26 protein-coding genes are annotated in these 25,908 nt (G+C 65.1%); 11 read left to right on the top strand and 15 right to left on the bottom strand.

Features of this window, described 5'->3' with window-relative positions; genetic code table 11:
• Window positions 1-36: 36 nt before the first annotated feature.
• Entirely contained in the window at window positions 37-480 is a 444-nt protein-coding gene (aroQ, locus tag Ga0080574_RS21980; protein ID WP_076704627.1) for a type II 3-dehydroquinate dehydratase, read from the top strand.
• A complete protein-coding gene (locus tag Ga0080574_RS21975; RefSeq protein WP_076704624.1) occupies window positions 477-1,244 on the top strand; it encodes a LuxR family transcriptional regulator in 768 nt (255 codons plus the stop codon). The genes aroQ and Ga0080574_RS21975 overlap by 4 nt, the downstream gene beginning before the upstream one ends.
• 479 nt (window positions 1,245-1,723) lie before the next feature.
• On the opposite strand, the gene tsf is transcribed toward Ga0080574_RS21975, so the two are convergent.
• Window positions 1,724-2,599, bottom strand: coding sequence for a translation elongation factor Ts (tsf, locus tag Ga0080574_RS21970; protein ID WP_076704622.1), 876 nt, complete (start codon window positions 2,597-2,599; stop codon window positions 1,724-1,726).
• 96 nt (window positions 2,600-2,695) lie between these two features.
• Entirely contained in the window at window positions 2,696-3,463 is a 768-nt protein-coding gene (gene rpsB / locus Ga0080574_RS21965; protein WP_076704620.1) for a 30S ribosomal protein S2, read from the bottom strand.
• Window positions 3,464-3,697: 234 nt separating this feature from the next.
• On the opposite strand from rpsB, the gene Ga0080574_RS26320 reads away from it, so the two are divergent.
• Window positions 3,698-4,177 carry a helix-hairpin-helix domain-containing protein gene (locus Ga0080574_RS26320; protein WP_076704612.1) on the top strand — a complete coding sequence of 160 codons (480 nt, stop codon included), beginning with the start codon at window positions 3,698-3,700 and terminating at the stop codon, window positions 4,175-4,177.
• A 192-nt stretch (window positions 4,178-4,369) separates the two neighbouring features.
• Here the strand turns inward: Ga0080574_RS26320 and phoB are convergent, their stop codons facing one another.
• The 6 genes from phoB to Ga0080574_RS21930 form a co-directional block, all read right to left on the bottom strand.
• The gene (gene phoB / locus Ga0080574_RS21955; protein ID WP_076704610.1) at window positions 4,370-5,059 is read right to left on the bottom strand and encodes a phosphate regulon transcriptional regulator PhoB; all 690 of its coding nucleotides are present in this window, start codon (window positions 5,057-5,059) and stop codon (window positions 4,370-4,372) included.
• 4 nt (window positions 5,060-5,063) lie between these two features.
• On the bottom strand, window positions 5,064-5,801 hold the full coding sequence (phoU, locus tag Ga0080574_RS21950) for a phosphate signaling complex protein PhoU (RefSeq protein WP_076704608.1): 738 nt from the start codon (window positions 5,799-5,801) through the stop codon (window positions 5,064-5,066).
• A 5-nt stretch (window positions 5,802-5,806) separates the two neighbouring features.
• Window positions 5,807-6,604, bottom strand: coding sequence for a phosphate ABC transporter ATP-binding protein PstB (pstB, locus tag Ga0080574_RS21945; protein WP_076706098.1), 798 nt, complete (start codon window positions 6,602-6,604; stop codon window positions 5,807-5,809).
• A gap of 35 nt (window positions 6,605-6,639) precedes the next feature.
• The gene (gene pstA, locus Ga0080574_RS21940) at window positions 6,640-7,974 is read right to left on the bottom strand and encodes a phosphate ABC transporter permease PstA (protein WP_076704606.1); all 1,335 of its coding nucleotides are present in this window, start codon (window positions 7,972-7,974) and stop codon (window positions 6,640-6,642) included.
• Complete coding sequence (gene pstC / locus Ga0080574_RS21935) at window positions 7,971-9,443, bottom strand: phosphate ABC transporter permease subunit PstC (RefSeq protein ID WP_076704604.1); 1,473 nt, start codon at window positions 9,441-9,443, stop codon at window positions 7,971-7,973. The genes pstA and pstC overlap by 4 nt, the downstream gene beginning before the upstream one ends.
• Window positions 9,444-9,534: 91 nt before the next feature.
• Entirely contained in the window at window positions 9,535-10,569 is a 1,035-nt protein-coding gene (locus Ga0080574_RS21930) for a substrate-binding domain-containing protein (protein WP_076704602.1), read from the bottom strand.
• Window positions 10,570-10,847: 278 nt separating this feature from the next.
• On the opposite strand from Ga0080574_RS21930, the gene Ga0080574_RS21925 reads away from it, so the two are divergent.
• Window positions 10,848-11,507 carry a hypothetical protein gene (locus Ga0080574_RS21925; protein ID WP_076704601.1) on the top strand — a complete coding sequence of 220 codons (660 nt, stop codon included), beginning with the start codon at window positions 10,848-10,850 and terminating at the stop codon, window positions 11,505-11,507.
• A gap of 9 nt (window positions 11,508-11,516) precedes the next feature.
• On the opposite strand, the gene Ga0080574_RS21920 is transcribed toward Ga0080574_RS21925, so the two are convergent.
• A complete protein-coding gene (locus tag Ga0080574_RS21920) occupies window positions 11,517-12,557 on the bottom strand; it encodes a sensor histidine kinase (protein ID WP_076704600.1) in 1,041 nt (346 codons plus the stop codon).
• A 409-nt stretch (window positions 12,558-12,966) separates the two neighbouring features.
• Between Ga0080574_RS21920 and Ga0080574_RS21915 the strand changes: the two genes are divergently transcribed.
• Complete coding sequence (locus Ga0080574_RS21915; protein ID WP_237219306.1) at window positions 12,967-13,476, top strand: hypothetical protein; 510 nt, start codon at window positions 12,967-12,969, stop codon at window positions 13,474-13,476.
• A 28-nt stretch (window positions 13,477-13,504) separates the two neighbouring features.
• Here Ga0080574_RS21915 and Ga0080574_RS21910 read toward each other — a convergent pair whose 3' ends face one another.
• The 3 genes from Ga0080574_RS21910 to Ga0080574_RS21900 are packed head-to-tail and all read right to left on the bottom strand — an operon-like array spanning window position 13,505 to window position 15,549.
• On the bottom strand, window positions 13,505-14,026 hold the full coding sequence (locus tag Ga0080574_RS21910; RefSeq protein ID WP_076704599.1) for a gamma carbonic anhydrase family protein: 522 nt from the start codon (window positions 14,024-14,026) through the stop codon (window positions 13,505-13,507).
• Complete coding sequence (gmk, locus tag Ga0080574_RS21905) at window positions 14,023-14,664, bottom strand: guanylate kinase (protein ID WP_076704592.1); 642 nt, start codon at window positions 14,662-14,664, stop codon at window positions 14,023-14,025. The genes Ga0080574_RS21910 and gmk overlap by 4 nt, the downstream gene beginning before the upstream one ends.
• Window positions 14,665-14,670: 6 nt before the next feature.
• Window positions 14,671-15,549 carry a YicC/YloC family endoribonuclease gene (locus tag Ga0080574_RS21900; protein ID WP_237219305.1) on the bottom strand — a complete coding sequence of 293 codons (879 nt, stop codon included), beginning with the start codon at window positions 15,547-15,549 and terminating at the stop codon, window positions 14,671-14,673.
• A gap of 296 nt (window positions 15,550-15,845) precedes the next feature.
• On the opposite strand from Ga0080574_RS21900, the gene Ga0080574_RS21895 reads away from it, so the two are divergent.
• The gene (locus Ga0080574_RS21895) at window positions 15,846-16,502 is read left to right on the top strand and encodes a PAS domain-containing protein (RefSeq protein WP_237219399.1); all 657 of its coding nucleotides are present in this window, start codon (window positions 15,846-15,848) and stop codon (window positions 16,500-16,502) included.
• A gap of 120 nt (window positions 16,503-16,622) precedes the next feature.
• Here Ga0080574_RS21895 and Ga0080574_RS21890 read toward each other — a convergent pair whose 3' ends face one another.
• Window positions 16,623-17,534 carry a UTP--glucose-1-phosphate uridylyltransferase gene (locus tag Ga0080574_RS21890; protein WP_076704586.1) on the bottom strand — a complete coding sequence of 304 codons (912 nt, stop codon included), beginning with the start codon at window positions 17,532-17,534 and terminating at the stop codon, window positions 16,623-16,625.
• 442 nt (window positions 17,535-17,976) lie between these two features.
• On the opposite strand from Ga0080574_RS21890, the gene Ga0080574_RS21885 reads away from it, so the two are divergent.
• From Ga0080574_RS21885 to Ga0080574_RS21870, 4 genes are all read left to right on the top strand, one after another.
• Window positions 17,977-19,110, top strand: coding sequence for an NAD(P)H-dependent glycerol-3-phosphate dehydrogenase (locus tag Ga0080574_RS21885; protein ID WP_076704584.1), 1,134 nt, complete (start codon window positions 17,977-17,979; stop codon window positions 19,108-19,110).
• Window positions 19,107-19,883, top strand: a complete 777-nt coding sequence (locus Ga0080574_RS21880; protein WP_076704582.1) for an HAD-IIB family hydrolase — start codon at window positions 19,107-19,109, stop codon at window positions 19,881-19,883. Before Ga0080574_RS21885 ends, Ga0080574_RS21880 begins: the two co-directional genes overlap by 4 nt.
• A 3-nt stretch (window positions 19,884-19,886) precedes the next feature.
• Window positions 19,887-21,404, top strand: a complete 1,518-nt coding sequence (gene ggpS / locus Ga0080574_RS21875) for a glucosylglycerol-phosphate synthase (RefSeq protein ID WP_076704580.1) — start codon at window positions 19,887-19,889, stop codon at window positions 21,402-21,404.
• A 120-nt stretch (window positions 21,405-21,524) separates the two neighbouring features.
• Window positions 21,525-22,004: a GNAT family N-acetyltransferase gene (locus Ga0080574_RS21870; protein WP_076704578.1), complete on the top strand. Its 480-nt coding sequence runs from the start codon at window positions 21,525-21,527 to the stop codon at window positions 22,002-22,004.
• Window positions 22,005-22,066: 62 nt separating this feature from the next.
• Here Ga0080574_RS21870 and Ga0080574_RS21865 read toward each other — a convergent pair whose 3' ends face one another.
• Entirely contained in the window at window positions 22,067-23,440 is a 1,374-nt protein-coding gene (locus Ga0080574_RS21865; protein ID WP_076706096.1) for a class II 3-deoxy-7-phosphoheptulonate synthase, read from the bottom strand.
• A gap of 196 nt (window positions 23,441-23,636) precedes the next feature.
• Between Ga0080574_RS21865 and Ga0080574_RS21860 the strand changes: the two genes are divergently transcribed.
• Complete coding sequence (locus tag Ga0080574_RS21860; RefSeq protein ID WP_076704575.1) at window positions 23,637-24,647, top strand: GlxA family transcriptional regulator; 1,011 nt, start codon at window positions 23,637-23,639, stop codon at window positions 24,645-24,647.
• Between the two features lie 105 nt (window positions 24,648-24,752).
• Here the strand turns inward: Ga0080574_RS21860 and Ga0080574_RS21855 are convergent, their stop codons facing one another.
• Window positions 24,753-25,841, bottom strand: a complete 1,089-nt coding sequence (locus tag Ga0080574_RS21855; protein WP_076704573.1) for a PQQ-dependent sugar dehydrogenase — start codon at window positions 25,839-25,841, stop codon at window positions 24,753-24,755.
• Window positions 25,842-25,908: the final 67 nt, after the last annotated feature.

Below are 25,908 nucleotides of genomic sequence, written 5' to 3'. Positions count from 1 at the left end.
GGCGGTAAGTGATGCCATTGTTTCGGAGGATTTCACATGCCCGGCTTCCTGATCCTGAACGGTCCGAACCTCAACCTTCTGGGAACCCGTCAGCCCGAGGTCTACGGTCGCACCACGCTCGCCGATATCGAGACCATGTGCCGCGCTCATGGCGAGCGCATCGGCGTCAGCGTCGAGTTCGAGCAGAGCAACCACGAAGGCGCGCTGATCGACGCGATCCACGGCGCGCGCGGGCGGCTCGACGGGCTCATCCTCAACGCCGGCGCCTATACCCACACCTCTGTCGCGCTGATGGACGCGATCAGCTCTGCCGAGATCCCCGCCATCGAGCTGCACCTGTCGAATGTGCATGCCCGCGAGGAGTTCCGTCATGTGAGCTATATCGCCCGGGTCGCGGTGGGTGTGATCTGCGGCTTCGGCGCGCGCGGCTACACGCTGGCCATGGACGCGCTCCAGAGCCATCTGGAGGGCCGGTCATGACCGTTTCGCGGGATATTCGGGCCTATCTCACAGAGATGACCAATGCCGCCATTGTCGAAGAGCTCTGGGCCATGCACGCCGAGCGCATGGCGGGCTACGGGTTCGACCGGCTGCTCTATGGGTTCACGCGCTACCGCACGCCGAATTCCCTGGGCGATCCCAACGACTTCGTGCTGCTGACCAATCACAGCGCCGACTATACCGATGTCTTCGTCGGCGAAGGCCTCTATCATCACGCGCCCATGGTCCGCTGGGCGCTGGAGCACGAAGGCGCCTGTTCCTGGCGGGTGCTCGGCGAGATGATGGCGCAGGGCAATCTCACCGAGGCCGAGCGCCGGGTGATCGAGTTCAATCTCGGCAAGGGGGTCTGCGCCGGTTATTCGATCAGTTTCCGGTCGGTGTCGAGCCGCGCCAAGGGCGCCATCGCGCTGACGGCAAAGCCCGGAATGAGCCAGGAGGCGGTCGATGCGATGTGGGAAGAGCACGGCGCCGATATCGTGCTGATGAACAACCTCCTGCATCTCAAGATCCTCACCCTGCCCTATGTGCCGCCGAACCAGACGCTGACCAAGCGCCAGCGCGAGGCGCTGGAATGGGTTGGCGACGGCAAGACCATGCAGGACATCGCCGCGATCATGGGGCTGACCCAGGCCACCATCGAGAAACACCTGCGGCTGGCGCGCGAGGCGCTGAATGTCGAGACCACGGCGCAGGCGGTGGCCAAGGCGGCGTTCCAGAACCAGATGTTCGTCATCGACATCTGAGCCTGCCGTCGCGCCGCGACACACCCGAAATCTGAACCGTCCAGTCGAGTCGCCTGTCTTGCGCGCGAATGCCGCGTTTTTCGGCGATAGCGGTGGTGGATTTTGGAATTTCTTCTTTTTCGATTTCGAAAAGCTGAAATTGTGCCCTGTCAGACGCGGTTGATCATGAAAAAATAGCGGGTCGGGTATACCCCACTTTCATGACCTCACGTAAATTGTCAGTGTTACGGCGTTCCGTGAGTGGTGGCTTTGGCCATTGGAACATGAGGGGCGTATCCTCCGCGATTTTCGGGGGCTCTGGGCCGCTCCCGGTGCAAGCCGGAGCCGGGCCGGACCCGTGCAATTTTCGCGCGGGCCGGTTCGGTATCCCCTGCCCTGGATCCCGGCCTCATCCCCAACATTCGGTTGGGGTTCAGGAAAGGAAACGGAGCCGCCCCGAGGGGCGGCTCCGTCGCATTTCAGAAGATGGAAAAGAGCGATCAGCCCTGAGCGGCCTTGGCCACCTCGGCGGCGAAATCCTCTTCTTTCTTCTCGATGCCTTCGCCGACCTGCATGCGGACAAAGCCCACGATGGTCGCGCCGGCTTCTTCGGCGGCCTTCTCGACGGTCAGGTCGGGGTTGATGACGAATTGCTGACCCAGCAGCGTCACCTCGGCGAGGAATTTCTTCATGCGGCCGACGATCATCTTTTCGATCACGGCGTCCGGCTTGCCGGATTCCTTGGCGATGTCGATCTGCACCTGACGCTCTTTCTCGACCACTTCCGGGTCGAGATCGGCTTCGGACAGCGAGGCCGGGTTGGCGGCGGCGATGTGCATCGCGACCTGCTTGCCGAACGCCTCGTCGCCGCCTTTCAGCGCGACCAGAACGCCGATCTGGCCCATGCCCGGCGCGGCAGCGTTGTGGACATAGCTCGCCACGACGTCGCCCTCGACCTTGGCCATGCGGCGCAGGGTCATGTTCTCGCCGATCTTGGCGATCTTGTCGGTCAGGACTTCGGAAACCTTCTTGCCGCCCAGATCGGCCTCGGCCAGTGCCTCGACGCTGTCGACACCGGTCGCGGTCTTGGCGATGCCGCCGACCATTTCCTGGAACTCGGCGTTCTTGGCGACGAAGTCGGTCTCGGCGTTCACCTCGACGGCAACGCCGGTGCCGCCGTTCACCTCGACGGCCACGAGGCCCTCGGCGGCGGTACGGCCGGATTTCTTGGCGGCCTTGGCCAGGCCCTTGGTGCGCAGCCAGTCAACGGCGGCGTCCATGTCGCCGTCGGTCTCGGTCAGCGCCTTCTTGGCATCCATCATGCCCGCGCCGGTCATCTCGCGCAGTTCTTTCACCTGTGCAGCAGTGATCGCCATCTCTCGGCTCTCCTCTCGAATGGTGTTTGCGGCCGGCCCTGCCCCGGGCCAGACCGCTCATGTCATGTCTGCGTGACGCTTTCGCGACAGCGTGCCTCAGGCGTCCTTGGCTTCGGCCAGCAGTTCCTCGGCGGGAGCCTCTTCCAGCGCGCCAAGATCGACGCCGGCGGCTTCCATCTGGCCGGTCATGCCGTCCAGAGCGGCGCGGCTCACCAGATCGCAGTAAAGCGCGATGGCGCGGGCGGCGTCGTCATTGCCGGGGATGATGTAGTCGATGCCGTCGGGCGAGCAGTTGGTGTCGACCACGGCCACGACCGGGATGCCCAGCTTCTTGGCTTCGGCGATGGCGAGCTGCTCTTTCTTGACGTCGATGACAAAGAGCATGTCCGGCACGCCGCCCATGTCACGGATGCCGCCCAGCGAGGCCTGAAGCTTCGCCTGGTCGCGTTCCATGTGCAGGCGCTCTTTCTTGGTGAGGCCCTCGGCGCCGGCTTCCATCTGCTCGTCGATGGATTTCAGACGGTTGATCGACTGGGACACGGTCTGCCAGTTGGTCAGCGTGCCGCCCAGCCAGCGGTGGTTCATGTAATACTGCGCGCATTTTTCGGCGGCTTCGGCGATCGGCTGCGCGGCCTGGCGCTTGGTGCCGACAAAGAGCACGCGGCCACCCTTGGCGACGGTCTCGCGGATCGCGTTCAGCGCCGCGTCCAGCATCGGCACGGTCTGCGTCAGGTCCATGATGTGGATGCCGTTGCGCGCACCGTAGATGAACTCGCCCATACGGGGGTTCCAGCGCTGCGTCTGGTGGCCGAAGTGAACGCCTGCCTCGAGCAGCTGGCGCATGGTGAACTCGGGAAGAGCCATGTCCTATATCCTTTCCGGTTTCATATCCTCGGCGGGGGCTTGACCCTGATGGGGCAACCGGTGGACACGAAGGGGATGTCTCCCCCAACGGCCCGACCCCGCCTGCGGGGTTCGTGTGGCGCGCCTATAAGGGCAAAGCGGGCCGGGCGCAACCCCTGCTGCGGTTTTGCTGGACAGCGCGGCGGGTTTCACCGCATCCTGCGCGCCACGCATAACACAAACAGGGAGAGTGTATTGACCGATCTGACCTCCATCCGGGGGGTGGGCCCCGTTCTGGCGATGAAGATGCGCGAGATGGGCATCGAGAGCCCCGCCGATCTGGCGAGCGCCGCGCCGGAGAGCCTGACCTCCCTGCCCCGCGTGCAGCTGCTGCGCGCGCGCATGCTGATCTCGGCGGCGGAAGAGATCCTGCGCGGGATGGAAGAGGCGTCGGAAGCCGATGCGCCGGCGGAGGAGACGGTGCCGGACGAGGTCGCGCAGACCTCCGCGCCTGAGGCCGCAGCGGTGACGGAGATGGCGCCGACGCGGAAGAAGGACAAGCCCAAGGGCAAGAAGGCCAAGAAGAAAAAGGCCAAGAGCGACAAGCCGAAGAAGAAGGGCAAGGACAAGAAGGCCACCGCCAGAGCCGCGAAGAAGGCGGCAAAGGCGGAGAAAAAATCCGTGAAGGGCAAGAAGTCCAAGGGCGGGAAAAAGAAGAAAAAATCCGGGAAATGACCCCGCCCCGGACTTGATCCGAGGCCTCCTGGTCACTCCCGCTGAGGCCCCGGATCAAGTCCGGGGCGTGTCGTAGGGTGGGCAATTTGCCCACCGCACCGGGCAAGAAACCGATGTCCCCGGGGCTCCGCCCGTGAAATCCCCAAACGCTCCCCCGGAGCGTTTGCCGGGCCAGAGGCCCGGTACGGGATTTCACCCCAGCGCGTACCCTGCCCCGCGCACGGTGCGCAGCGGGTCGCCGCCGCCATGTACGCCGAGCGCCTTGCGCAGCCGCCCGATATGCACGTCGACCGTGCGGGTGTCGACATAGATGTCGCGGCCCCAGACCCGGTCGAGCAGCTGCTCGCGCGACCAGACCCGGCCGGGCTTTTCCATAAAGGTGGAAAGCAGCCGGAACTCGGTCGGGCCGAGCTTCAGCTCCTGCCCGTCGCGGGTCACGCGGTGGGTCTCGGCATCGAGGATGATATCCTCGTATTCCAGCCGCAGCCCCGCCGCCGCCGGACGCGCCCGGCGCAGCTGCGCGCGGACCCGCGCCATCAGCTCGCGCAGGGAATAGGGTTTCACGACATAATCGTCGGCGCCGGTCTCCAGCCCGCGCACCCGGTCCACCTCCTCGGACCGGGCCGAGAGCATGATGACCGGCACGCCGCGGGTGCCGGGCCGCGTCTTGATCTGGCGGCAGACCTCGATGCCCGAGAGATTGGGCAGCATCCAGTCGAGGACGACGACATCGGGCGCCTCCTCGTCCATCATCATGAGGGCTTCCTCGCCATTGCCTGCGGCAGCGACGCGAAAGCCCTCGGCTTCCAGATTGTAGCGCAGCACTTCGCGCTGCGCGGCTTCGTCCTCGACGACCAGAACGGTGGGCTGATCCGCCGGCATGGGCTTACTCCAGTTCGATATCCGTGCTCAGCGAAGGGTCGGAGGACGTGCGGTCCTCCTTGACGCGCGCCTCGTCCGGCGTCGAGCCGGTCGCCAGGAACACCACCTGCTCGGCGATCGAGGTCACATGGTCGCCCATGCGCTCGATATTCTTGGCGATGAAATGCAGATGCATGCAGGAGGTGATGTTGCGCGGATCCTCCAGCATGAAGGTCAGGAACTCGCGGAACAGCGTGTTGTACATCTGGTCGACATCGCGGTCGCGGTCGAGCACGTCGAGCGCCAGCGCCTCGTCGCGTTTGATATAGGCATCGAGCGCATCCTTGAGCATCAGCTCCACGTCGCGGGCCATGCGGCGCAGCGCCGTGGTCGAGCCGTTGATCTGCGTCATCTGCGCCAGCACCGTGGTGCGCTTGGCGAGGTTTTTCGACAGATCGCCGATGCGTTCCAGATTGGCCGACATCCGCATCACCGAGAGCACCACGCGCAGGTCGGTGGCGGTGGGCGCGCGCAGCGCGATCACCCGTGCCGCCTCTTCGTTCAGCGCCTCGTCCATGGCGTCGATGGCCTCGTCGCCGGTGACGACCTGACCGGCCAGCTCCTCGTCGCGGGTTTCCAGCGATTTGGCGGCGTCGTGGATGGCCACCTCGACCAGCCCGCCCATCTTGAGAATCTGCGCCTGGATGCCTTCCAGATCGCGGTCGAACGCGGAAGCGATATGCTGTTTCAGTTCGTCGCTCATGAGACTTATCCGATCCGTCCGGTGATGTAGGACTCGGTGCGCGGGTCCACGGGGTTGGTGAAGATCTGGCTGGTCTCGCCGTATTCGACGAGATTGCCGAGATGGAAGAAGGCGGTCTTCTGGCTGACGCGCGCGGCCTGCTGCATCGAGTGGGTGACGATGACCACCGAGTATTGCGAGCGCAGCTCGTCGATCAGCTCCTCTACCTGAGCGGTGGCGATGGGATCGAGCGCCGAGCAGGGTTCGTCCATCAGCAGCACCTCGGGCTCGGTGGCCACGGCGCGGGCGATGCACAGACGCTGCTGCTGTCCGCCCGAGAGCCCGGTGCCCGGCGCGTCGAGCCGGTCCTTGACCTCGTCCCAGATGGCGCCGCGGCGCAGGGCCTTCTCGACGATCTCGTCGAGCTCGGCCTTGTTCTTGGCCAGCCCGTGGATCTTGGGGCCGTAGGCGACATTGTCATAGATCGACTTGGGGAACGGGTTGGGCTTCTGGAACACCATGCCCACCTTGGCGCGAAGCTGCACCGGGTCGACGCGCTTGTCGTAGATATCCTCGCCGTCGAGCTCGATCAGCCCCTCGACCCGGCAGATGTCGATCGTGTCGTTCATCCGGTTGAGGCAGCGCAGGAAGGTCGACTTGCCGCAGCCCGAGGGACCGATGAAGGCGGTCACCGTCTTGTCGAGCAGATCGACCGAGACGTCCTTGATGGCGTGGGTGTCGCCGTAATAGACCTGAACGTCCTTGGCAGCGATCTTGGTGTCTTTCGCGTCCACGTCGTTTTTCCCTAGCGGTGCGTCATACATGGGTTCGTTTTCCTTAGCGAAATTGGCATCCATCGTCACCATCTCCGTTCAAACTTGCGGCGCAGGATGATTGCGATCACGTTCATCAGCAGCAGGAACACCAGCAGAACGATGATCCCGCCCCAGGCCTTTTCATAGAAGCTCACATCGGCGCGCGCCGCCCAGGTGTAGATCTGCGCCGGCATCGCCGAGTTGGGCTCGGTGAAGCCGCCGAGGAAGCCCTCGGGATAGCCGCGGGCGACAAAGCCCACCATGCCGATCAGCAGCAGCGGCGCGGTCTCGCCGAGCGCCTGCGCCAGACCGATGATCGTGCCGGTCAGGATGCCGGGCATGGCCAGCGGCAGGACGTGGTGGAACACCGCCTGCATCTTGGAGGCGCCCACGCCGAGTGCCGCGTCGCGGATCGAGGGCGGCACCGCCTTGAGCGCGGCGCGGGTCGAGATGATGATCGTCGGCAGCGTCATCAGCGTCAGCACCAGACCGCCCACCAGGGGCGCCGATTGCGGCAGGTGCATGAACTGGATGAACACCGCGAGACCGAGGATACCGAACACGATGGAGGGCACCGCCGCGAGGTTGGAGATATTCACCTCGATCAGATCGGTGAACTTGTTCTGCGGCGCGAACTCTTCGAGATAGATCGACGCGGCCACCCCGATGGGCAGCGCCAGCACCAGCACCACCAGCATCATGAAGAACGAGCCCACGACCGAGGCGCCGATCCCTGCCCCGCCGGGGTTGTCCACGCCGGAATCGGCGCCGGTGAGGAAGGTCCAGTTGAAATCCTGGCGGATCACGCCGGCCTCGTGCAGCGCATCGACCAGATCGAGGTCGGAGCCCTGGAGAAAGCGCGTGTCCTCCAGCGTCTCGCGGGTCACCCGGCCGTTGAAATAGCCGTCGACGCGCGAGGAGGCGGGAAGCTGGAACGCCACCGGCTGGCCGAGTTGCTCGGGGTTGGCGCGGTAGAATTCGCGCAGCGTGCCGCCGACCTTGCCGAGAAGCCGCTCGATGGCCGCCTCGTCAAAGGCCACCTGCACGCCGCGCTCTTCGAGCGTGCCGCGCAGATCGGCGATGAAGAGATCGGAATAGGCCGCCGTCTTGAAGAGCGTCGCTTCCGCCTCGTCGAACTGCGCCTGGTTCAGGGTGAATTCCACATCCACCACCGTCTCGGTAAAGGCCGGCAGGCCCGAGCGGACGATCGAGACCGCCAGCGTCACCAGAAAGAACAGCCCGATCAGGATGGCGCCCAGCCCGAAGGCCTTGAAGCGCGCCTCGGAGGCGTTGCGCTTGCGGGTGCGGGCGTCGAGCTCGTGGATCGAAGACTTCTTCTTGCGCGGTTCGGCCGCGCCTCCGATGCTCGCGTCGGTCATTCGTACTGCTCCCGGTATTTGCGCACGATGTAGAGGGCGAGAACGTTCAGCCCCAGCGTCAGGACGAAGAGGGTCATGCCCAGGGCAAAGGCGACCAGCGCCTCGGGCGAGGAGAAATCGGCGTCGCCGGTCAGCTGGCTGACGATCTTGGCGGTCACCGTGGTCATCGCCTCGAACGGGTTGAGGCTGAGCTTGGCCGCGGCCCCTGCCCCCAGCACGACGATCATCGTCTCACCGATGGCGCGCGAGGCGGCCAGAAGGATGGCGCCGACGATGCCCGGCAGCGCCGCCGGCAGGATCACCTGCTTGATGGTCTCGGACTGGGTGGCGCCCAGCCCGTAGGAGCCGTCACGCATCGCCTGCGGCACCGCGTTGATGATGTCGTCGCTGAGCGAGGAGACAAAGGGAATGAGCATGATGCCCATGACCAGACCGGCGGTCATCACCGCGGTGCCGGCCTGCATCCAGCCCAGCCCGTCATCGCCGAAGATCCCCAGCAGCAGCGGCCCGACGGTCAGCAGCGCGAAAAGGCCGTAAACGATGGTCGGGATCCCGGCGAGCACTTCCAGCATCGGCTTGGCGACGGCGCGGACGCGCGGGGTTGCGTATTCCGACAGGTAGACAGCGGCGAAAAGCCCGATGGGCACGGCCACGACCAGCGCCACGATGGAGATGTAGAACGTCCCCCAGAGCAGCGGCAGAACGCCCAGATCCGAGGAGCCGCCCCGGCCCGAAAAGCTCGGCGCCCAGCTCGTGCCGAAGAAGAAATCGGTCGCCGGGTAGAGTCGGAAGAACTCGACGGTGTTGAAGACCAGCGACAGGATGATGCCGATGGTGGTCAGGATGGCGATGGAGGCGGCACCGATCAGCAGCGCGCGGACGGCGGCCTCGACGGTGTTGCGGGCGCGGAAGGCGGCATGCGAGTCGCGCAGCCCCCAGAGCAGCCCGGCCAGCGCCAGCGCCAGCACAATGCCCGACATGATGAGATTGCCCGTGGCATTCATGATGCGGTAGCTTTGCGCGGCGCGCAGGATCGGCTGGGTGACGTCGGAGGTGACGATCTGGCCGGCATCCTTCAGGCGCTGGGTGACATCGGTGAAATCGGCGCGCGCGTCGCGGGCGAACGCCTCGGTCATGTCTCCGTTGGCGACGGCGTTGTCGAGCCCGTCGGCGGTGCGGCGCACCTCGGACATCACCAGACCCAGCGAGGAATTCTCGGCGACCGAGCTTTCCGGGATCATGCCGGAGATCGTGGAATTCACGATCATCGGCTGCACGATCAGCCAGATCAGCATGACCAGAATGGCGGGCACGACGGTCTTGATGGCGACATTGTTGCCGTAATAGCTCGGCAGCGAATGCAGATTGCGGACGTCGCCGCCGGCGCTGGCCAGCGCGCGGGCGCGCCCCAGCACAAAGCCGACCGCGGCAATCGCCAGCACGATCAGAAAGAGCCAGAGTAAAGGCATGTGCCCCCCGTTCGTCTTCTGGACTAGAACCTAAAAGGAAAAGGGGGCAGCGGTTGCTGCTGCCCCCTCGTGCAGTCCCGGCAGGCGCCGATTACTGCATGGTCTCTTCGTTGGCGACCATGGACTGGGTCGCGGCCAGCTCGGGGTCGGCGACGAGGCCATAGTTGGCGAGCGGGCCGGACGGGCCTGCGATCTCGTCGGCGACGAAGAACTGAGCGTATTCTTTCAGGCCGGGGATCACGCCGATATGGGCTTTCTTCACGTAGAAGAACAGCGGGCGCGACACCGGGTATTCGCCCGACGCGATGGTCTCGGTCGACGGCGCGATGCCGGACATGGTGGCGACCTTCAGCTTGTCCTGGTTGTTCTCGTAGAACGCCAGGCCGAACACGCCCACGCCGTTCGGGTTGGCGTCGATGCGGGCCAGGGTCTCGGTGTAGTCGCCGTCGATGTCGACCGACTTGCCACCGTCCTGACGCACGTCGAGGCAGGCGTCCTCGGCCTCGTCTTCCGACATGCCGCCGGACACCATGGCCTCATAGGCGCCGGTTTCTTCGCAGCCGATCAGCAGGACTTTTTCCTCGAAGACTTCGCGGGTGCCGTGCTTGGTGCCCGGGATGAACATCGCGATCTCAGCATCCGGCAGCTCGGAGTTGAACTCGGACCAGGTGTTGTAGGGGTTGTCGACCACTTCGCCGTCGACCAGCACCTTGGCGCCGATGGCGTTGAAGATGTCGGTGGGCTCGAAGGCGGTGAAGGCCGGGCCGTCCTGCTGCGAGGCGAAGACGATGCCGTCATAGCCGATGCGGACCTGGATGATGTCGGTCACGCCGTTGGCGGCACAGGCGTCGATCTCTTTCTGACGGATGGCGCGCGAGGCGTTGGCGACGTCGATGGTGTTTTCGCCCACGCCTTCGCAGAAGCGCTTGAGGCCGGCCGAGGAGCCGCCCGATTCCACGACCGGGGTCGGGAAGTCGGTGTTTTCGCCGAAGGCTTCGGCGACGATCGAGGCATAGGGCAGCACGGTGGACGAACCGGCGACCTGCACGTTGTCGCGGGCAGCGGCAGCGGAGGCCGAGACGGCGGCGATGGCCAGAGCCGAAGCGGCGAGTTTCACGGATTGCATATGAATGCTCCTGTCGTTGGTTACGATCCCCTTCCCCTCGGGGACCTCGCGGGCAGCCCTAGGCCCCGCCCGCGATGCTTTTGTGACAGTCACGTAACAGTTTCATGACAGCGCGCCGGAGATGTGCAAATCTATCGCGGAACGCCGGAATCCGGCCTGCTTCGGCGCGCCGCGCGGCACCGTCTGCGCTGCGATGCGGCAACGGCATTCCCGGCATGATTGCATGGGGTAAGCGCTTGCGACAACGGGACTTCATAGATTCGGCGGGGGATCGCGCGGTGATCTGGGTGAGCCCGGCGCGGATCGACCGTCAGCTCGGCTCGAAATGGCCGGTCGGGCGCGCCCGGCTGCGCCAGCTTGGCCGGGTGCTGCCGAAGCCGGTGGTGGGGCTGCTGCGGGCGCCGGTCAAACGCGCCGAGCCATTTACCATCCCGGCGGAGCATTTCGCAAAGACCGCACGGATCAGCGAGACCGGGCGCTACCAGCGCCTCGCGGATCTCATGGCGCATGAAGACGACGTGCGCGCCAGCCGCTGGTATGACGAGTTGATGCGCGAGCTTTCGGAGCGCGGCGCGGCCTTTTACAAGACGCGCCCCCTGCGTAGCGAGGCGGAAATCGCGGGCTTCCTGCGCGACTATGTGCTGGGACTGATCGACAGCCTGCGCCGCAACGGGTTCGATGCCGGCGCCACCGGGTTCGAATCCACCGCCGTCATCACTGCCGAGGGTACGCTGTGCAAGACCGGCTCGGGCAATCACCGCTTCTGCATTGCCAGCCTGCTGGGCCTGCCCCGCTTTCCGCTGCGCATTGTCGGCGCGCATGAGGACTGGGTGCGCGACCGCATCGGCACGCAACCGGTGCTTGACGGGGTGCTGGCCGCGCTGCCCGAGATCGAGGCACGCCACCGGGCGCCCGAGCCGCTCGCCGCCGGGGCCTAGCGACGCCGCTCAGGCGGTGGTCGGCAGCACCACCTGGAAACTTGCCCCCTCGCCCGGCTTGCTTTCGATCCGCAGCCGGCCGCGATGGCGGTTCACGATATGCTTGACGATGGCGAGCCCCAGCCCGGTGCCGCCCTTCTCGCGCGAGCGATGGCTGTCGACGCGGTAGAAGCGTTCGGTGAGGCGCGGAATATGCAGCGGATCGAAGCCCGGGCCGCTGTCGCTGACCGTGATCACCACGCCCTCGCCGCGCAGTCGTGACTGATAGGCGGGCGCCGACAGGCTCACCCGCACTTCGGCGCCGCGCCCGGAATATTTCACGCCGTTCTCGATCAGGTTCACCATCACCTGGCGGAGCTGGTCGGCATCGCCCGGAACCTCCAGAGCGCCCTCGGGCAGATCGGCCTCGAGCCGCACGCCCGCCTCGTCGCCCAGCGGTGCCAGCCCGCTCAGCACCGAGCGCAGCAGCCCCGGCAGATCCACCGGATCGGTCGGGCGCACGCGCTCCTCGGCCTCGACCCGGCTCAGCGACAGCAGATCGCCGACCAGCCGTTCCATGCGACCGGCCTCGGCCTCCATGATGTTGAGAAAGCGGTCGCGCGCCGCGGGATCGTCACGCGCCGGCCCCTTCAGGGTCTCGATGAAGCCCAGTAGCGCGGTCAGCGGTGTGCGCAGCTCGTGGCTGACATTTGCGACGAAATCGCGGCGCATCTGCCCGGCCTGTTCGAGATGGGTCACATCCTGGAAGGTGAGCATCACACCCCGCCCGCCTTCGAGATCCAACCGGCGGCACGATACCTCATAGGTTGTATTTTGACGCCCATCTGTCGTCAGAAACCGGGTGAGACGCGGGGCGCCATCGCGAAAGGTGCCTTCGATCGCGTCGAGCAAAGCCGGCTGGCGCAATGCGGTGATAAAATGTCGCCCTTCCAGCCCGTCGCCCAGGAAAGACTGCGCTTCGGCATTGGCGGCAGCGATGCGCTCATCCCACCGGATCAGCACGGCCGGTAGCGGTATCGCCGCAACGAACTGGCGCGAGTCCGCCTGCATTACAATGTCCTTGCCGGTTCAATTCGGACCACAAAAAGGAACGACTCAGACGGGTTCATGGCGGCCCCACATGCTGCTGCGACAGGCGTTGCAGAGAGCAAAAACCGAATCGATTGCAAGCGAAACTGCAAGACCGCGCCCGGATTGCGCCCCAATCGGCGGATTTTCGCCGAAATGGTGCAGAAATGAGGCAAAAGCCTAACGTATTGATTTTTCGTAAAATCCGTTTCCTGCGTCAAAAATGTGCAATTTCGCTCCTCACCATTTATGGGGATGAACCTGAGGTTGTATTTGCGCTTTTCGGCTCAAGGGCCTTAGACACCCTCATCTCGCATTGCTTTTAAGGGAAATTTATCGCTTCATAGGGTTGTTAGGTGGGGGCGCCTACAACCACAGGAGCATCACTCCGATGCAGAACGACCCTATCGACATTCGTTGTCCGAAATGTGGGCACGTTGCGCATTTTCACGAGCCGTTCCGTTTTACCTGTGTGATCCGTCACTCAGAGTTGCCGAAGAATTCGCACCTCTGGGGACGCGTCGTTGTTGAAGAACTGTTCCCGGAACACTTTAGCTGGCAACAGCCCGACACGCCGAAACCGACCTTCCATCAGGGCAAGGAACCGGGGCCGGGCTATCGGCTGAACCACCGCGGCATGGCTGAATGCCAGAGCTGCGGCACGCTTGAAAAGGCAACGATTTCCTGGCCGGAAGACGCCTACTGGCAGTGGAATATCGACGGCTATGAACTCGTCGCGCGCAACCGCGAACACGCCCAGATGATCCTGGCCTATCTGCGCGAGCGCAAGCGGGCTCCGAACCGCAAGCCGGCGCTGCGCCACATCCCGACCGCCATGCTGACCAAACAGCTGGCGCCGGTGGTGCAGAACCGCGTCGAGCGCGCTCTGGAACAGGCCTGATGACCGGCCCGGGCGGGCCGGCCGCGTGTCACAGCGCGGTCAGGCCCGCTGCATACCGGCGTGCATTGTCCTGATAATGCCGCGCCGATTTGCGCAACCCGGCAATGGCGGCCTCGTCAAGCTGACGGACCACCTTGCCGGGCATGCCCATCACAAGGCTGCCATCGGGGATTTCCTTGCCCTCGGTGATCAGCGCCCCTGCCCCGATCAGGCAGTTGCGGCCGATCTTTGCACCGTTGAGGATCGTCGCGCCCATGCCGATCAGCGTGTTCTCTCCGATCACGCAGCCATGCAGCATGACCTTGTGGCCGATCGTACAGCCCGCGCCGATCAGCAGCGGATAGCCCATGTCGGTATGGCAGACCACGTTCTCTTGAACGTTGCTGCCGGCGCCGACGCGGATTTCCTCGTTGTCGCCGCGCAGCGTGCAGCCGAACCAGACCGAGGCGGCCTCTTCCAGCACCACCTTGCCGATCAGGTTGGCATCCGGCGCCACCCAGGCATCCGCCGCGATCTCGGGGGCCACCCCGTCCAGCGCATAGATCGTCATTCCTCGCCCTCCTCGAATTCCGTTTGCAAGCCGCGCACATGGTCAAGCAGACCGGGCTGCTGCGTGCGCCGCAGCCGCGAGGCCGTCACGATGCTCTTCAGCCGTGCCTCGGTCGCGTCCAGATCCTCGTTCACCAGCACGAAATCATAGGAGCCCCAGTGCGAGATCTCGTCCCAGCTCTTCTGCATCCGCCGGTCGATGACCTCCGCGCCGTCCTGGCCGCGCGATTCCAGCCGGCGTTTCAGCTCGGCGATGGAGGGCGGCAACAGGAAGATCGACAGCGTGTGCAGCGCCAGCTCGGAATTGGTCATCTGCTGCGCGCCCTGCCAGTCGACATCGAAGAGCACATCCTTGCCGCCGATGATGGCATCGCGCACCGGCCCCTTGGGCGAGCCGTAGAAATTGCCGAAGACATGCGCATGCTCGAGCATCTCGCCGTTGTTCACCGCCTTCTTGAAGGCGGCCTCGGTCATGAAATGGTAATCCTCGCCATCGACCTCGCCCGGTCGCGGCGCGCGGGTCGTCGCCGAGACCGAAAAGATGATCGACGGATCCCAATCCCGCAGGCGCCGCGCCAGCGTCGATTTGCCCGCGCCCGAGGGCGAGGACAGGATGATCAGCAGGCCCCGGCGGTTCATGCTCGCTCACTCCACATTCTGTACCTGTTCGCGCATCTGGTCGATCACCGTCTTGAGTGCCAGCCCGGCCTGCGTCAATGCCGAAGAGCCGGATTTCGAGCAGAGTGTGTTCGCCTCGCGGTTGAATTCCTGCATCAGGAAGTCGAGCTTGCGCCCCACGGCGCCGGTGTCGGCCAGCAGCGCTCGCGCGGCGGCGATATGGGCGGTCAGCCGGTCGAGCTCTTCGGTGATGTCGGATTTCACCGCGATCAGCGCCAGTTCCTGTGCGATGCGCGCCTCGTCGGCGCCGTCGGTGTTCTCCATCACCCGGGCGAGCGCCGTGCGCAGCTTGTCAGCCTGCTCGTCGCGCCGCGCCTCGACAATCTCGGCGGCCTGGGCCACCAGCGCCGCGATCTCGTCGAGCTGCCCGGAGAGAAGCTGCGCCAGCGCCGCGCCCTCGCGGCCGCGCATCTCCGCGAACTCGCTCAGCGCGGTCTCGAATTCCGCCAGCAGCGCCGTACGCAGCGCGGCGATGTCGCGCGTGGATTGCCCCGTCGCCATCACCCCGCGCAACGCCACGATCTCCGCCGCGCTGGAGGGCGACAGCACCAGCCCCCGGCCTCCGGCGGCGCCTTCGATCCGCGCCATGGCGTCGAGCACGCGGGCCAGCGCCGCCTCGTCGAGCTCCGCCGCCGCCTCGTCGCTGTCGCCGGTGACGCGCAGCGAGATCTGCACATTGCCGCGCGCCAGCCGCGCCTGCGCCGCCTTGCGCACCAGCGGCTCCAGCCCCTCGATCCAGTCGGGCAGCCGCAGCCGCAGCTCCAGCCCCTTGCCATTGACGCCGCGCAGCTCCCAGGCCCAGCGGAGCCCCTCGGTTTCGCCGCTGCGCGATGCAAATCCGGTCATGGATTGCCGCATTTCCGCCTCCTTGTCTTAAGGCTGGGCGGGATGCCCCGAAGCCCACGGTTTTCAAGGGCCTACAGGCTGGATTGCCGCATGGCAAGCATCGGCGGCAGCGCGCCGGGCGTTAACCTTTGGGTCACAATTGGGGCGAAATTCGACCGCATTTGAGGTAACTTGAGACTCAACATGATGAGAATGGCAGGCAAGTTGGAACGGGGGCTCCGACCGCGCCGCGCAGCACAGGTAAAGGAGCGCGCGAGATGTTGGGAACGGGTGGAAACGGACGGGGTATCGTGTCGATGACCGATCGCGAAAAGCAGAAACGGCTGGCGCCAGTACGGCTGCTGGAAAGCTACTGGCACGGGCTGGTGGGCGAGACCGGCGCGGTGCCGCTGCGCAGTCAGATCGACCCGCGCGGCATCGAAAGCGCGCTGGAATACGCCTTTCTGGCCGAACGCATTGCCCCGACCCTGGCCAAGCTGCGCGTCGCCGGCACCCATCTCAACGATCTCATGGGGATGGAGACCGCCGGCATGCCGCTTTCGGCGCTCTTCGCCCCTTCCGCACGCGAAACGCTCTCCGATGCGGTCGCCCAAGTGTTTTCCGAGGGCGCTGCGGCGCGGATCGAGCTGCGGGCCGAGCAAGGCTTTGGCAAGGGCGCCATGGCGGGGCATCTGCTGATGCTGCCGCTGCGCTCGGATATGGGCGATATGAGCCGGATGATCGGGGTGCTCACCACCTCCGGACCCATCGGGCGCACGCCGCGCCGCTTCACCATTGATACGGTCGATCTGAAACCGGCACTGCGCGGCGCCGTGGCGCCGGTGCCCACCGCGCCCGCGCCGAAGCCGCGCCGCGAGACCGAGCTTTCGGAACCGGGCGCCGCATTCACACCGGCGCCGAAGAAAACCGACCGCAAGCACCCGCATCTTCGGCTGATCGTCTCGAACGACTAGTGTTATAGTGTATATTTCTTCGTAATATCAATTTATTACGGAGAAATTATGATCCAAAACATGAAGAACCCCGGCGTGTTAGGCCGGGGTTTTCTTTTTCGAACAGTATCTTGCGAGGTGTTATTCAGCCGCCATCGCAAGCGGTGCTTCGGTTTGCAAAACCGGGTGGAACTCTTCGTGCATGCCGGCATAGGCCAGGGTCGCGCGCAGCATGCCCGCCTTCGAGCCGCAATCGAAGCGCTGCCCGCTGAAGCGGAAGCCGCAGAGCCCGACCCGTTCCACGCCCTTGGCGATGGCATCGGTGAGCTGGATCTCGCCGCCCAGCCCCGGTTCCTGGTTGCGCAGGTCGTCGAAGATCGAGGCATCGAGCACATATCGCCCGACAACCGCCTGAAGAGACGGCGCTTTCTCGGCATCCGGCTTTTCGACCATGCCCGAGGCGCGCACCATCTGGCCCTCGGCATCGCCGAGCGGATCGAGCACGCCATAGGCGGAAACCTCGTCCCGCGCGACTTCCATTGTCGCCACCATGTGGCCGGCGCCGGCCTCGGCATAAGCGTCCAGCATCTCGCTCAGGCAACCCGGCTCGCCCATGATCAGATCGTCCGGCAGGATCACCGCCACCGGCCCGGGAAGAACCTCGTCCGCCGCGCAGAGCACCGCATGGCCCAGCCCCAGCGGCTCGGGCTGCATGACGAAATGCGCCTGCTCGGCCTCCGGGTCGATGGCCGCGTCGTCGAGATGGTCGGCGATCTGATGCTTGCCCTTCTCGCGCAGCGTGGCGGAAAGCTCTTCATCAGCATGCACATAGCGTTCGATGGCGGATTTCGACGGGTGCGAGACAAAGATCATGCGCTCGATCCCCGCCGCCCGCGCCTCGTCGATGGCGAATTGCAGCAGCGGGCGGTCGAGCACCGGCAGCAGCTCCTTGGGCGTGGCCTTGGTCGCCGGAAGGAAGCGCGTGCCGAGCCCCGCCACGGGGAAGATCGCAGTGCGCACGGGCTGGCTTGTCTTCAGTCGGGGGGTGGTCACGGTGGGCTCTCCTTTTGCCTGATCTCGGGCGCCGCAGTGCGGCATATGCGTAAGAGAGTATGTCCTTTCCTGGAAAAATCAAAACCGGCAGCCGCCGCTGCGGCGTGATGCGCGAGAAACAGCGCGCAAGTCTCTGGAGTCAGTCATTTTCACAAAACCGCTTTAATTCAACAGCTTGTAGAGCAGTGCGAAAGCGGCCACGAAAAAATCCTGATTTCGCGTAAAAATTGTATGATCCGCGACCAAAAACAGGGCGTCGGGCGGGAATATCCGCTCAAAAACGATGCAATTTCGGTCTCGGCCTCGCGGATGCAGAAAATTTGCCGCAGCGCCTTGGTTCCTTGGAACCCAAACCCTAGTGTATGTGTTACCAACCTAACACAACACGGAGTGAGCCACATTGGCCGGAGGCCCCCGAAACGGGCCAGATAGGCACATTGTTATGGACGGACAGAGAGTCGACATCCCGCCCACGCGCAACGACGGGCAACCACCCCGCCGCGCTGAACCTTATACTCGGATTGCCGTGATCGGCATGGGGAGCTGGGGCACCGCCCTGGCCGCAGTTGCGGCCTCGGCCGGTTGCGAAACCTGGCTTTGGGGCCGACGGGACAGCCTCGCCAGGACGATGGCCGAGACCCGTCAGAATCCCGACCACCTGCCCGGTATTGATCTGCCCGCGGGGATCCATCCGACCTCCGATCTCGCCGCTGCGCTGGACGGTGCCGAAGCGGTGCTTCTGGTCACGCCGTCGCACACGCTTCGCGAGATGACCCGGGCGATGAAGCCGCATCTTCCCGAGGGCATCCCCATCGCGCTCTGCTGTAAGGGCATCGAGCGCGGCACTGGGTTCCTGCTCAGCCATGTGGTCGAAGAAGAGCTGCCGGGCCATCCGGTCGGCGCGCTCTCCGGTCCGACCTTTGCGCGCGAGACCGCGCTGGGGCATCCGACGGCGGCCACCGTGGCCTTCCCCTTCCGCCATCACGACCGCATTGCGCCGGAAAGCGCACCGGCGGCGCGGTTGGCGCTGACCATGCAGACCCAGGCCTTCCGCCCCTATGTCTCGGACGATCTGATCGGGGTCGAGGTCGGCGGCGCGGTCAAGAACGTGATCGCCATCGCCTGCGGCATGATGACCGGCGCCGGCTTTGCCGAGAACACCCGCGCGGCGCTGATTACCCGGGGCATGGACGAGATGAAGGCTCTGGCAGAGGCGCTCGGCGGCAAGCGCGAGACGGTGACCGGCCTCGCCGGTGCCGGCGATCTCACGCTGACCTGCTCCTCCACCACCTCGCGCAACATGTCGCTGGGCACGCAGCTCGGTCAGGGCATTCCGCGCGAATCCTGTTTCGACGGCAAACCCACGGTGGTCGAGGGCGAGGTCAACGCGGTCTCGGTGGTCGATCTGGCGCGCCGCGTCGGTGTCGAGATGCCGATCTGCGAGGCGGTGCATGCCATCCTGCACGAAGGCGCGCCGCTGGCCGAAACCTTCCAGGCGCTGTGGATGCGCCCCATCGAGGGCGAACCGCGCGCGCTCGACATTACGTTGCACCCGCATCAGGGAGACCCCGCATGAGCTTCGATCATCCTCATAACCGCGACATCGCCGGCTGCCGCTTCGTGCTGGCCACCGATCTCGACGGTACTTTCCTGGGCGGCTCCGAAGAGGACCGCGCCCGGCTCTATGACTGGATCGAGGCCAACCGCGACACGATCGGGCTGATCTTCGTCACCGGGCGCGACCCGAAATTCATCGGTGAGCTCTGCGATGGCGGCGTGCCCTGGCCGGAATATGTGGTGGGCGACGTGGGCACCACCATCGCCCGCGTCGAGGACGGCAAGATCCACCCCATCGAACCGCTGGAGGTAGAGATCGCCGAGACCTGGGGCGATGCCGGCGACAAGGTGCGCGAAACGCTCGACGGCCATCCCGGCCTGACCCTGCAACCGACCGATTTCCGATACCGGGTGAGCTACGATCTCGACCATACCGCATTCGACGACAGCGCGCATGATATCGTGCGCGAGATGGGTCACGACCCGCTGGTCTCGGACAACCGCTATTTCGACGTGCTGCCGCGCGGAATCTCCAAGGGCCCGTCGCTGCGCCGGCTCGTCAAACATCTCGGCATCGAGGAAGGCCGCGTGCTTGCCGCCGGCGACACGCTCAACGACCTGTCGATGCTGCAATGCGGGCTCCAGGCGGTCGCCGTCGGCGGCGCCGAGCAGGAGCTTCTCGATCAGGTGTCGAACCTGCCTCATGTCCATACAGCCGAGGCCATCGGCGCGGCGGGCATTCTCGAGGCGGTCGAGGCCTTCAACCTGCATCCCCTCCCGAAAGGAGTGTGAGCCATGTCCAGCGATCTGGTGATCGTCTACCACCGTCAGCCCTACGACGAGGTCGAGGTGGACGGGAAAATCGAATATGTCGCCAACAAGAGCCCGAACGGCATCGTCCCCACGCTGAAGAGCTTTTTCGGCAAGGTCGAGAATGCCGCCTGGGTGGCCTGGAAAGAGGCCGAGGATCCCTCCGACCCCGGCTTCGAGCGGGTGATCGAGATCGACGATCCCTTTGGCAAATACACCGTCTCGCGCCTGCCGCTGACAGCGTCGCAGGTAAAGAGCTTTTACCACGTCACCTCGAAAGAGGCGTTCTGGCCGATCCTGCACGGGTTCAAGGAAAAATATAACTACGATCCGGTCGACTGGCCGACCTTCAAGGAGGTCAACTGGGCCTTTGCCGAGGCCGCCGCCTCCGAGGCCGCGCAGGGCGCCAGCGTCTGGGTGCACGATTACAATCTCTGGCTTGTGCCGGGTTATCTGCGCCAGATGCGCCCGGATCTGCGCATCTCCTTCTATCATCACACGCCCTTCCCGGCCGCCGACATGTTCAACGTGCTGCCCTGGCGCGGCGAGATCATCGAATCGCTGCTGGCCGCCGATGTGGTGGGCTTCCACATTCCGCGCTACGCGTCGAATTTCGTCTCCTGCGTGCGCTCGCTGCGGGATGTGGGCAATGTGCCCCGCATCAAGGTCGAGGACGACATGATGTCGGAGGGCTCGGCGCTTTCCGACCGCACCACCCCGACCGAGATCCATGTGGAGGACCATGTGGTGCAGCTCGGCGTGACCCCGGTGGGCGTCGATGTGGAGTATATCAAGAGCCTCGCCGCCTCGGAGGAGACCGACAAGCTCGCCGCGCGCTTCCGTTCCGAGATCGGCGACACCCGCGTGCTGCTTTCGGTGGGCCGCACCGATTACACCAAGGGCGGCGCCGACCAGCTCCTGGCCTTCGAGCGTCTGCTGGAACGCCGGCCCGAGCTGCGCGGACAGGTCCGGCTGCTGCATGTCTCGGTGCCCGCCAACCGCAATATGACGGTTTACGAGCCGATCCAGAAAGAGCTGGAAGAGATCGCCGGTCGCATCAATGGCCGCTTCGGCAGCTTTACCTTCCAGCCCATCGCGTTGATTTCCCGCGCCATCCCCTTCGACGAGCTGGTGGCCTGGTATCAGGTGGCCGATGTCGCTTGGATCACGCCGCTGGCCGACGGCATGAACCTCGTCTGCAAGGAATATGTCGCCGCGCGCAAGGATGGCGACGGCGTTCTGGTGCTGTCGGAATTCGCCGGCGCCGCGGTCGAGCTTGGCGCCGCCGTTCTGACCAACCCGTTCTCCTCCCGCGCGATGGATTTCGCCATCGACATGGCGCTGGACATGCCCGAGGAGGAGCGCCGCGCCCGCATGGAGCTGCTGAACGCCTCGGTGGCCAAGCGCGACACGCGGCACTGGGCCGAGGATCAGCTCACCCTGCTCTCGCCCAAGGATTTCGGTGCCGCCTCCAGCGACGCACCCGAGGTCGAGACGGCCTGAGAACGCCACGGCGTCTCTCACCGAGCGATCAAACCTCTGTCAGCCGGCGATTTTCGCCGCTGACCCGTCCATGTGACAGCCTATAAGGCAGGGGAAGATGCCCTTTCCGTCAGGTTGACCATGTCCCGCTCCGAAATCGCCTTTGCCCGGCTCACCGATATCGCGCCCGGGCATATCAACGCGCATATGTCCGACCCGAGGCTCGCCGAGCACATGCCGCTTCTGGGGCGCACGCCATGGACCGACGACAGCTGCGCCTCCTTCGTGCAGGCGAAGGAAGCGTATTGGATGCGCGACGGTCTCGGTCACTGGGCCATCCTGCATGGCGGCGAATATGTCGGCTGGGGCGGGTTCCAGAGAGAGGGCACCGAATGGGATTACGGGCTGGTGCTGAGACCGGAGCGTTTTGGCCTCGGCGCGCGGATCACCCGCAAGGCGCTGGATTTCGCCCGCGCCGATCCGCGCATTCCCTATGTCACCTTCCTGCTGCCGCCGTCACGGCGCCATCTCGGCGGATTGGCAAGGCTGGGTGCTACGCCGCTGGGGGAGATCGCCTATGACGGCGAGACCTTTCTGAAATTCCGCCTCGACACTGCCTGAGCGCAAAAGAAAACGGCCGCCGGAATGATCCGGCGGCCGTTTCATGGGGCAGTCGTCGCGGATCAGACCGCGGCAGCCGCCGCCGGATGCCGCTCGCGCAGGGCGGTCAGCTCCTCGGCGACGAGGAAGGCCAGCTCCAGCGATTGCGACGCGTTCAGACGCGGATCGCAGGCGGTGTGGTAACGGTCGCTCAGACTGTCCTCGGACACAGCATAGACGCCGCCGGTGCATTCGGTCACATCATCGCCGGTCATCTCGAAATGCACGCCGCCGGGGATCGTGCCCTGCTCCTTGTGCACCGCAAAGAACTCGCGCACCTCGCGCAGCACCGCGTCGAAGGGCCGGGTCTTGTAGCCCGAGGCCGATTTGATCGTGTTGCCATGCATCGGGTCGCAGACCCAGAGCACATTGGCGCCTTCGCTGCGCACCGTCTCGATCAGGCGCGGCAGATGCTCCGCAGCCTTGCCCGCGCCGAAGCGGGAGATCAGCGTCAGCCGGCCCGGATCGTTCTGCGGGTTCAGCTTGGCCATCAGCACCTTGAGATCCTCGGGCGTCATCGAGGGGCCGCATTTCAGGCCGATCGGGTTCATCACGCCGCGGGCGAACTCCACATGCGCCCCGTCCGGCTGCCGGGTGCGGTCGCCGATCCAGATCATGTGGCCCGAGCCCGCCAGCCAGTTGCCGGAGGTCGAGTCGACACGGGTCAGCGCCTCTTCGTATTCCAGCAGCAGCGCCTCGTGCGAGGTGTAGAAATTCACCTGGTGCAGCGCCGCCGAGCGGTTGGAATCGACACCCGCCGCCTTCATGAAATCCAGCGTGTCCGAGATGCGGTTGGCCATGTCGCGGTAGCGCGCGGCCTTTTCGCCCTCGGTAAAGCCCAGCGTCCACTGATGCACCTGATGCACATCGGCATAGCCACCGGTCGAGAAGGCGCGGATCAGGTTCAGCGTCGCCGCCGCCTGGGTGTAGGCCTGCAACATCTTCTGCGGGTTCGGCTGGCGGCCTTCGGGGGTGAAGGCCAGCTCGTTGATGATATCGCCACGGAAGCTCGGCAGCTCGACGCCATCCACCGTCTCGGTGGGTGCGGAGCGCGGCTTGGCGAACTGGCCGGCCATGCGGCCGACCTTCACCACCGGCACCTTGGCGCCATAGGTCAGCACCATCGCCATTTGCAGCATCACCTTGAAGGTGTCGCGGATCGCGTTTGCGGAAAACTGTTCGAAGGCCTCGGCGCAGTCGCCGCCCTGCAACAGGAAGGCCTCGCCGCGCGATGCCTTGCCCAGCTCATTGCGGAGGCGCCGCACCTCGCCTGCAAACACCAGCGGCGGATATTTCGACAGCTGTGCCTCGACAGAGGTCAGCGCTGCCGCGTCCTGGTACTCGGGCATCTGGATCCGCGGCAGGGTTCTCCAGCTCGATTTGCTCCACTCGCTCATGGCTCTCTCCCAGACAATGTCCGCTAGCGAAAACGTCTTGCGCATATACAGAACCCGCGCATGCATGACCATAGGAAATAAACGACCTCTCTTGACGCTTTCCGCCATCTCTGCCCTTGTGGGCGGATAGGCTCTCGCGAAATACGGGCGAGTGCCTTGGAACAATTGACGAAACTCGTGTCTTATGAGGTCTGGAATGCCGGTGCCGCGCAATGCCGTCGATGGGGGCCCGCACGCCGCTCCCCGCCGTTTTGTCTTTGTCCTGCTGCCGGACTTCACCCTGCTGAGTTTCGCCGCGGCACTCGAGGCGCTGCGCATCGCCAACCGCATGGCCGGCGCGCCGGTCTATGACTGGCTGCTGACCGGCGATGGCGGCGGCATGATGCGCTGTTCCGCCGGCACCGAATTCCGGCTCGACAGTGATCTGCCCGAGTTGACGCGCGACGACGTGGTGCTGATCTGCGGCGGCATCAATGTGGCGGGTGCCACCACCAAGCGGCTGATGAACTGGCTGCGGCGCGAGGCGCGGCGCGGGCTGATGATGGGCGGGCTCTGCACCGCGAGCTGGACATTGGCGCAGGCCGGGCTGCTCGACGGCAAGCGCGCCACGATCCACTGGGAGAACCAGGACAGTTTCGAAGAGGAATTCCCCGAGGTCACGCTGACCAAATCGGTCTTTGTGGTCGATGGCAACCGGCTGTCGACCGCCGGCGGCACCGCCTCCATCGACCTGATGCTGAAGCTCATCGCCGACGATCACGGCGAAGAGGTTGCCAATGCGGTGGCCGATCAGTTGATCTATTCGGCGATCCGCACCGATCAGGACACGCAGCGGCTCTCCACCCCCACCCGCATCGGCGTGCGCCACCCCAAGCTGGCGCAGGTCATCAAGATGATGGAGGCCAATATCGAAGAGCCGATCTCGCCGGCGCTGCTGGCCAAGGAGGTGGGCATGTCGACCCGGCAACTGGAGCGGCTGTTCCGCCGCTACCTCACCCGCTCGCCCAAGCGCTATTACATGGAGCTGCGGCTGCAAAAGGCGCGCAACCTGCTGATGCAGACCGATATGAGCGTGATCAACGTGGCGCTGGCCTGCGGCTTCGCCAGCCCGTCGCATTTCTCCAAATGCTACCGCGCGCATTATCAGACAACGCCATACCGGGAGCGTGGCTCCCAGGCGGGAAAAGATCTGAAATCAGAGGATTAGGCGGCGAACCGAATGTGATCCGGTAACGCGTTTAACCTTCGCTTAACGATTCATGTTTCGCGTGAAATATATTCCGTATTTTATTGATAAAATTAAGATATTCTCTTACGGAAGCGTTGCGCGATACAGCGTGCCGTTGACCTCGCTGAGAAACCAGATCTGCCCGTCCGGCCCCTGATCCACGTCGCGCACCCGCAACGTTGCCTCGGATTCCAGCTTCTCGACCTCGCGCAGCGGCGTGCCCGAGAGCCGCGAGATGTAGTCGAACTTGAGCGAGCCCACGAGCAGGTCGCCGTCCCAGGCGCCGCCCGCGAGGAAGCTCATGTCGGAGGGCGCGATCGAGGGATCCCAGTAAAAGACCGGCTGCTCCATGCCCGGCTTTGCCGTGCCCTCGCCGATCTTTGCGCCCGAGTAGTGCCGCCCGTAAGAGATCACCGGCCAGCCGTAATTCGCGCCCTTCTCGACCCGGTTCACCTCGTCGCCGCCCTTGGCGCCGTGTTCGGCCACCCAAAGCTGTCCCTGCGCGTCGAGCGCCGCGCCCTGCGGGTTGCGGTGACCGTAGGACCAGATTTCCGGCTGCGCCCCGGACTGGCCTGCAAAGGGATTGTCGGAGGGCACCGCCCCGTCCCGCGTAATGCGGATCACCGAGCCGTTGTGCCGCGACAGATCCTGCGCCGCCGGCCGGTCGCCGCGCTCGCCGAGAGTGACAAAGAGCGTGCCGTCGCGCGCCTCGACCAGCCGCGAGCCGAAATGCCGTCCGCCGCTGGAGCCCGGCGCCATCTCAAAGATCGTCTCGGTGTCTTCCAGCCGCGATCCGTCCTCGGAAAGCCGCGCCTTCAGCACCGCCGTGCCGGCGCCGCCGCGCTGGCGCTTGGAATAGCTCAGAAAGATCTCGCGGCTCTGCGCGAAGTCGCGCGGGACAAGCACGTCGAGCAGGCCGCCCTGCCCGCGTGTGTAAACCTCCGGCACACCGGAGACGGCGCTCACCCCCTCGGGGGTCGCGGCAAGCAGCCGCCCGCCGCGCTCGGTGATCAGAACGGTGCCGCCGGGCAGGAAACCAAAGCTCCAGGGATCGTTCAGCCCCTGCACCACCGGCGCCACCTGAAGCGCGCCGAGGCTGCTGTCGATATCCTGGGCCAACACCGGGGCTGCGGGCGCTAGCGCGATGAGGCTGGCGAAAAGGCTCTGGCGCATCGTCGTCTCCTGTCTCACGTCTCTCCGGCTGATATGGGGCCTGAGCCCTGTGGGGCAAGCTGGGCCG

Origin of the sequence: Salipiger abyssi (genome assembly GCF_001975705.1) — a bacterium.
Lineage (GTDB): Bacteria > Pseudomonadota > Alphaproteobacteria > Rhodobacterales > Rhodobacteraceae > Salipiger > Salipiger abyssi.
Note: the sequence above shows the minus strand (reverse complement) of the source record. Positions and strands in the feature narration are given on the sequence as shown.

What these genes read in the sequence shown, in the direction of transcription:
- Ga0080574_RS21860 (WP_076704575.1), top strand. Translation starts at nt 23,637, where the DNA reads ATGCCGGTGCCGCGCAATGCCGTCGATGGGGGCCCGCACGCCGCTCCC.
- pstB (WP_076706098.1), bottom strand. Translation starts at nt 6,604, where the DNA reads ATGTATGACGCACCGCTAGGGAAAAACGACGTGGACGCGAAAGACACC.
- pstA (WP_076704606.1), bottom strand. Translation starts at nt 7,974, where the DNA reads ATGACCGACGCGAGCATCGGAGGCGCGGCCGAACCGCGCAAGAAGAAG.
- gmk (WP_076704592.1), bottom strand. Translation starts at nt 14,664, where the DNA reads ATGAACCGCCGGGGCCTGCTGATCATCCTGTCCTCGCCCTCGGGCGCG.
- tsf (WP_076704622.1), bottom strand. Translation starts at nt 2,599, where the DNA reads ATGGCGATCACTGCTGCACAGGTGAAAGAACTGCGCGAGATGACCGGC.
- Ga0080574_RS21870 (WP_076704578.1), top strand. Translation starts at nt 21,525, where the DNA reads ATGTCCCGCTCCGAAATCGCCTTTGCCCGGCTCACCGATATCGCGCCC.
- aroQ (WP_076704627.1), top strand. Translation starts at nt 37, where the DNA reads ATGCCCGGCTTCCTGATCCTGAACGGTCCGAACCTCAACCTTCTGGGA.
- phoB (WP_076704610.1), bottom strand. Translation starts at nt 5,059, where the DNA reads ATGCCGGCGGATCAGCCCACCGTTCTGGTCGTCGAGGACGAAGCCGCG.
- Ga0080574_RS21885 (WP_076704584.1), top strand. Translation starts at nt 17,977, where the DNA reads ATGGACGGACAGAGAGTCGACATCCCGCCCACGCGCAACGACGGGCAA.
- pstC (WP_076704604.1), bottom strand. Translation starts at nt 9,443, where the DNA reads ATGCCTTTACTCTGGCTCTTTCTGATCGTGCTGGCGATTGCCGCGGTC.
- Ga0080574_RS21930 (WP_076704602.1), bottom strand. Translation starts at nt 10,569, where the DNA reads ATGCAATCCGTGAAACTCGCCGCTTCGGCTCTGGCCATCGCCGCCGTC.
- Ga0080574_RS21920 (WP_076704600.1), bottom strand. Translation starts at nt 12,557, where the DNA reads ATGCAGGCGGACTCGCGCCAGTTCGTTGCGGCGATACCGCTACCGGCC.
- ggpS (WP_076704580.1), top strand. Translation starts at nt 19,887, where the DNA reads ATGTCCAGCGATCTGGTGATCGTCTACCACCGTCAGCCCTACGACGAG.
- Ga0080574_RS21915 (WP_237219306.1), top strand. Translation starts at nt 12,967, where the DNA reads ATGCAGAACGACCCTATCGACATTCGTTGTCCGAAATGTGGGCACGTT.
- Ga0080574_RS21895 (WP_237219399.1), top strand. Translation starts at nt 15,846, where the DNA reads ATGACCGATCGCGAAAAGCAGAAACGGCTGGCGCCAGTACGGCTGCTG.
- Ga0080574_RS21975 (WP_076704624.1), top strand. Translation starts at nt 477, where the DNA reads ATGACCGTTTCGCGGGATATTCGGGCCTATCTCACAGAGATGACCAAT.
- Ga0080574_RS21865 (WP_076706096.1), bottom strand. Translation starts at nt 23,440, where the DNA reads ATGAGCGAGTGGAGCAAATCGAGCTGGAGAACCCTGCCGCGGATCCAG.
- Ga0080574_RS21855 (WP_076704573.1), bottom strand. Translation starts at nt 25,841, where the DNA reads ATGCGCCAGAGCCTTTTCGCCAGCCTCATCGCGCTAGCGCCCGCAGCC.
- phoU (WP_076704608.1), bottom strand. Translation starts at nt 5,801, where the DNA reads ATGAGCGACGAACTGAAACAGCATATCGCTTCCGCGTTCGACCGCGAT.
- rpsB (WP_076704620.1), bottom strand. Translation starts at nt 3,463, where the DNA reads ATGGCTCTTCCCGAGTTCACCATGCGCCAGCTGCTCGAGGCAGGCGTT.
- Ga0080574_RS21910 (WP_076704599.1), bottom strand. Translation starts at nt 14,026, where the DNA reads ATGACGATCTATGCGCTGGACGGGGTGGCCCCCGAGATCGCGGCGGAT.
- Ga0080574_RS21900 (WP_237219305.1), bottom strand. Translation starts at nt 15,549, where the DNA reads ATGACCGGATTTGCATCGCGCAGCGGCGAAACCGAGGGGCTCCGCTGG.
- Ga0080574_RS21880 (WP_076704582.1), top strand. Translation starts at nt 19,107, where the DNA reads ATGAGCTTCGATCATCCTCATAACCGCGACATCGCCGGCTGCCGCTTC.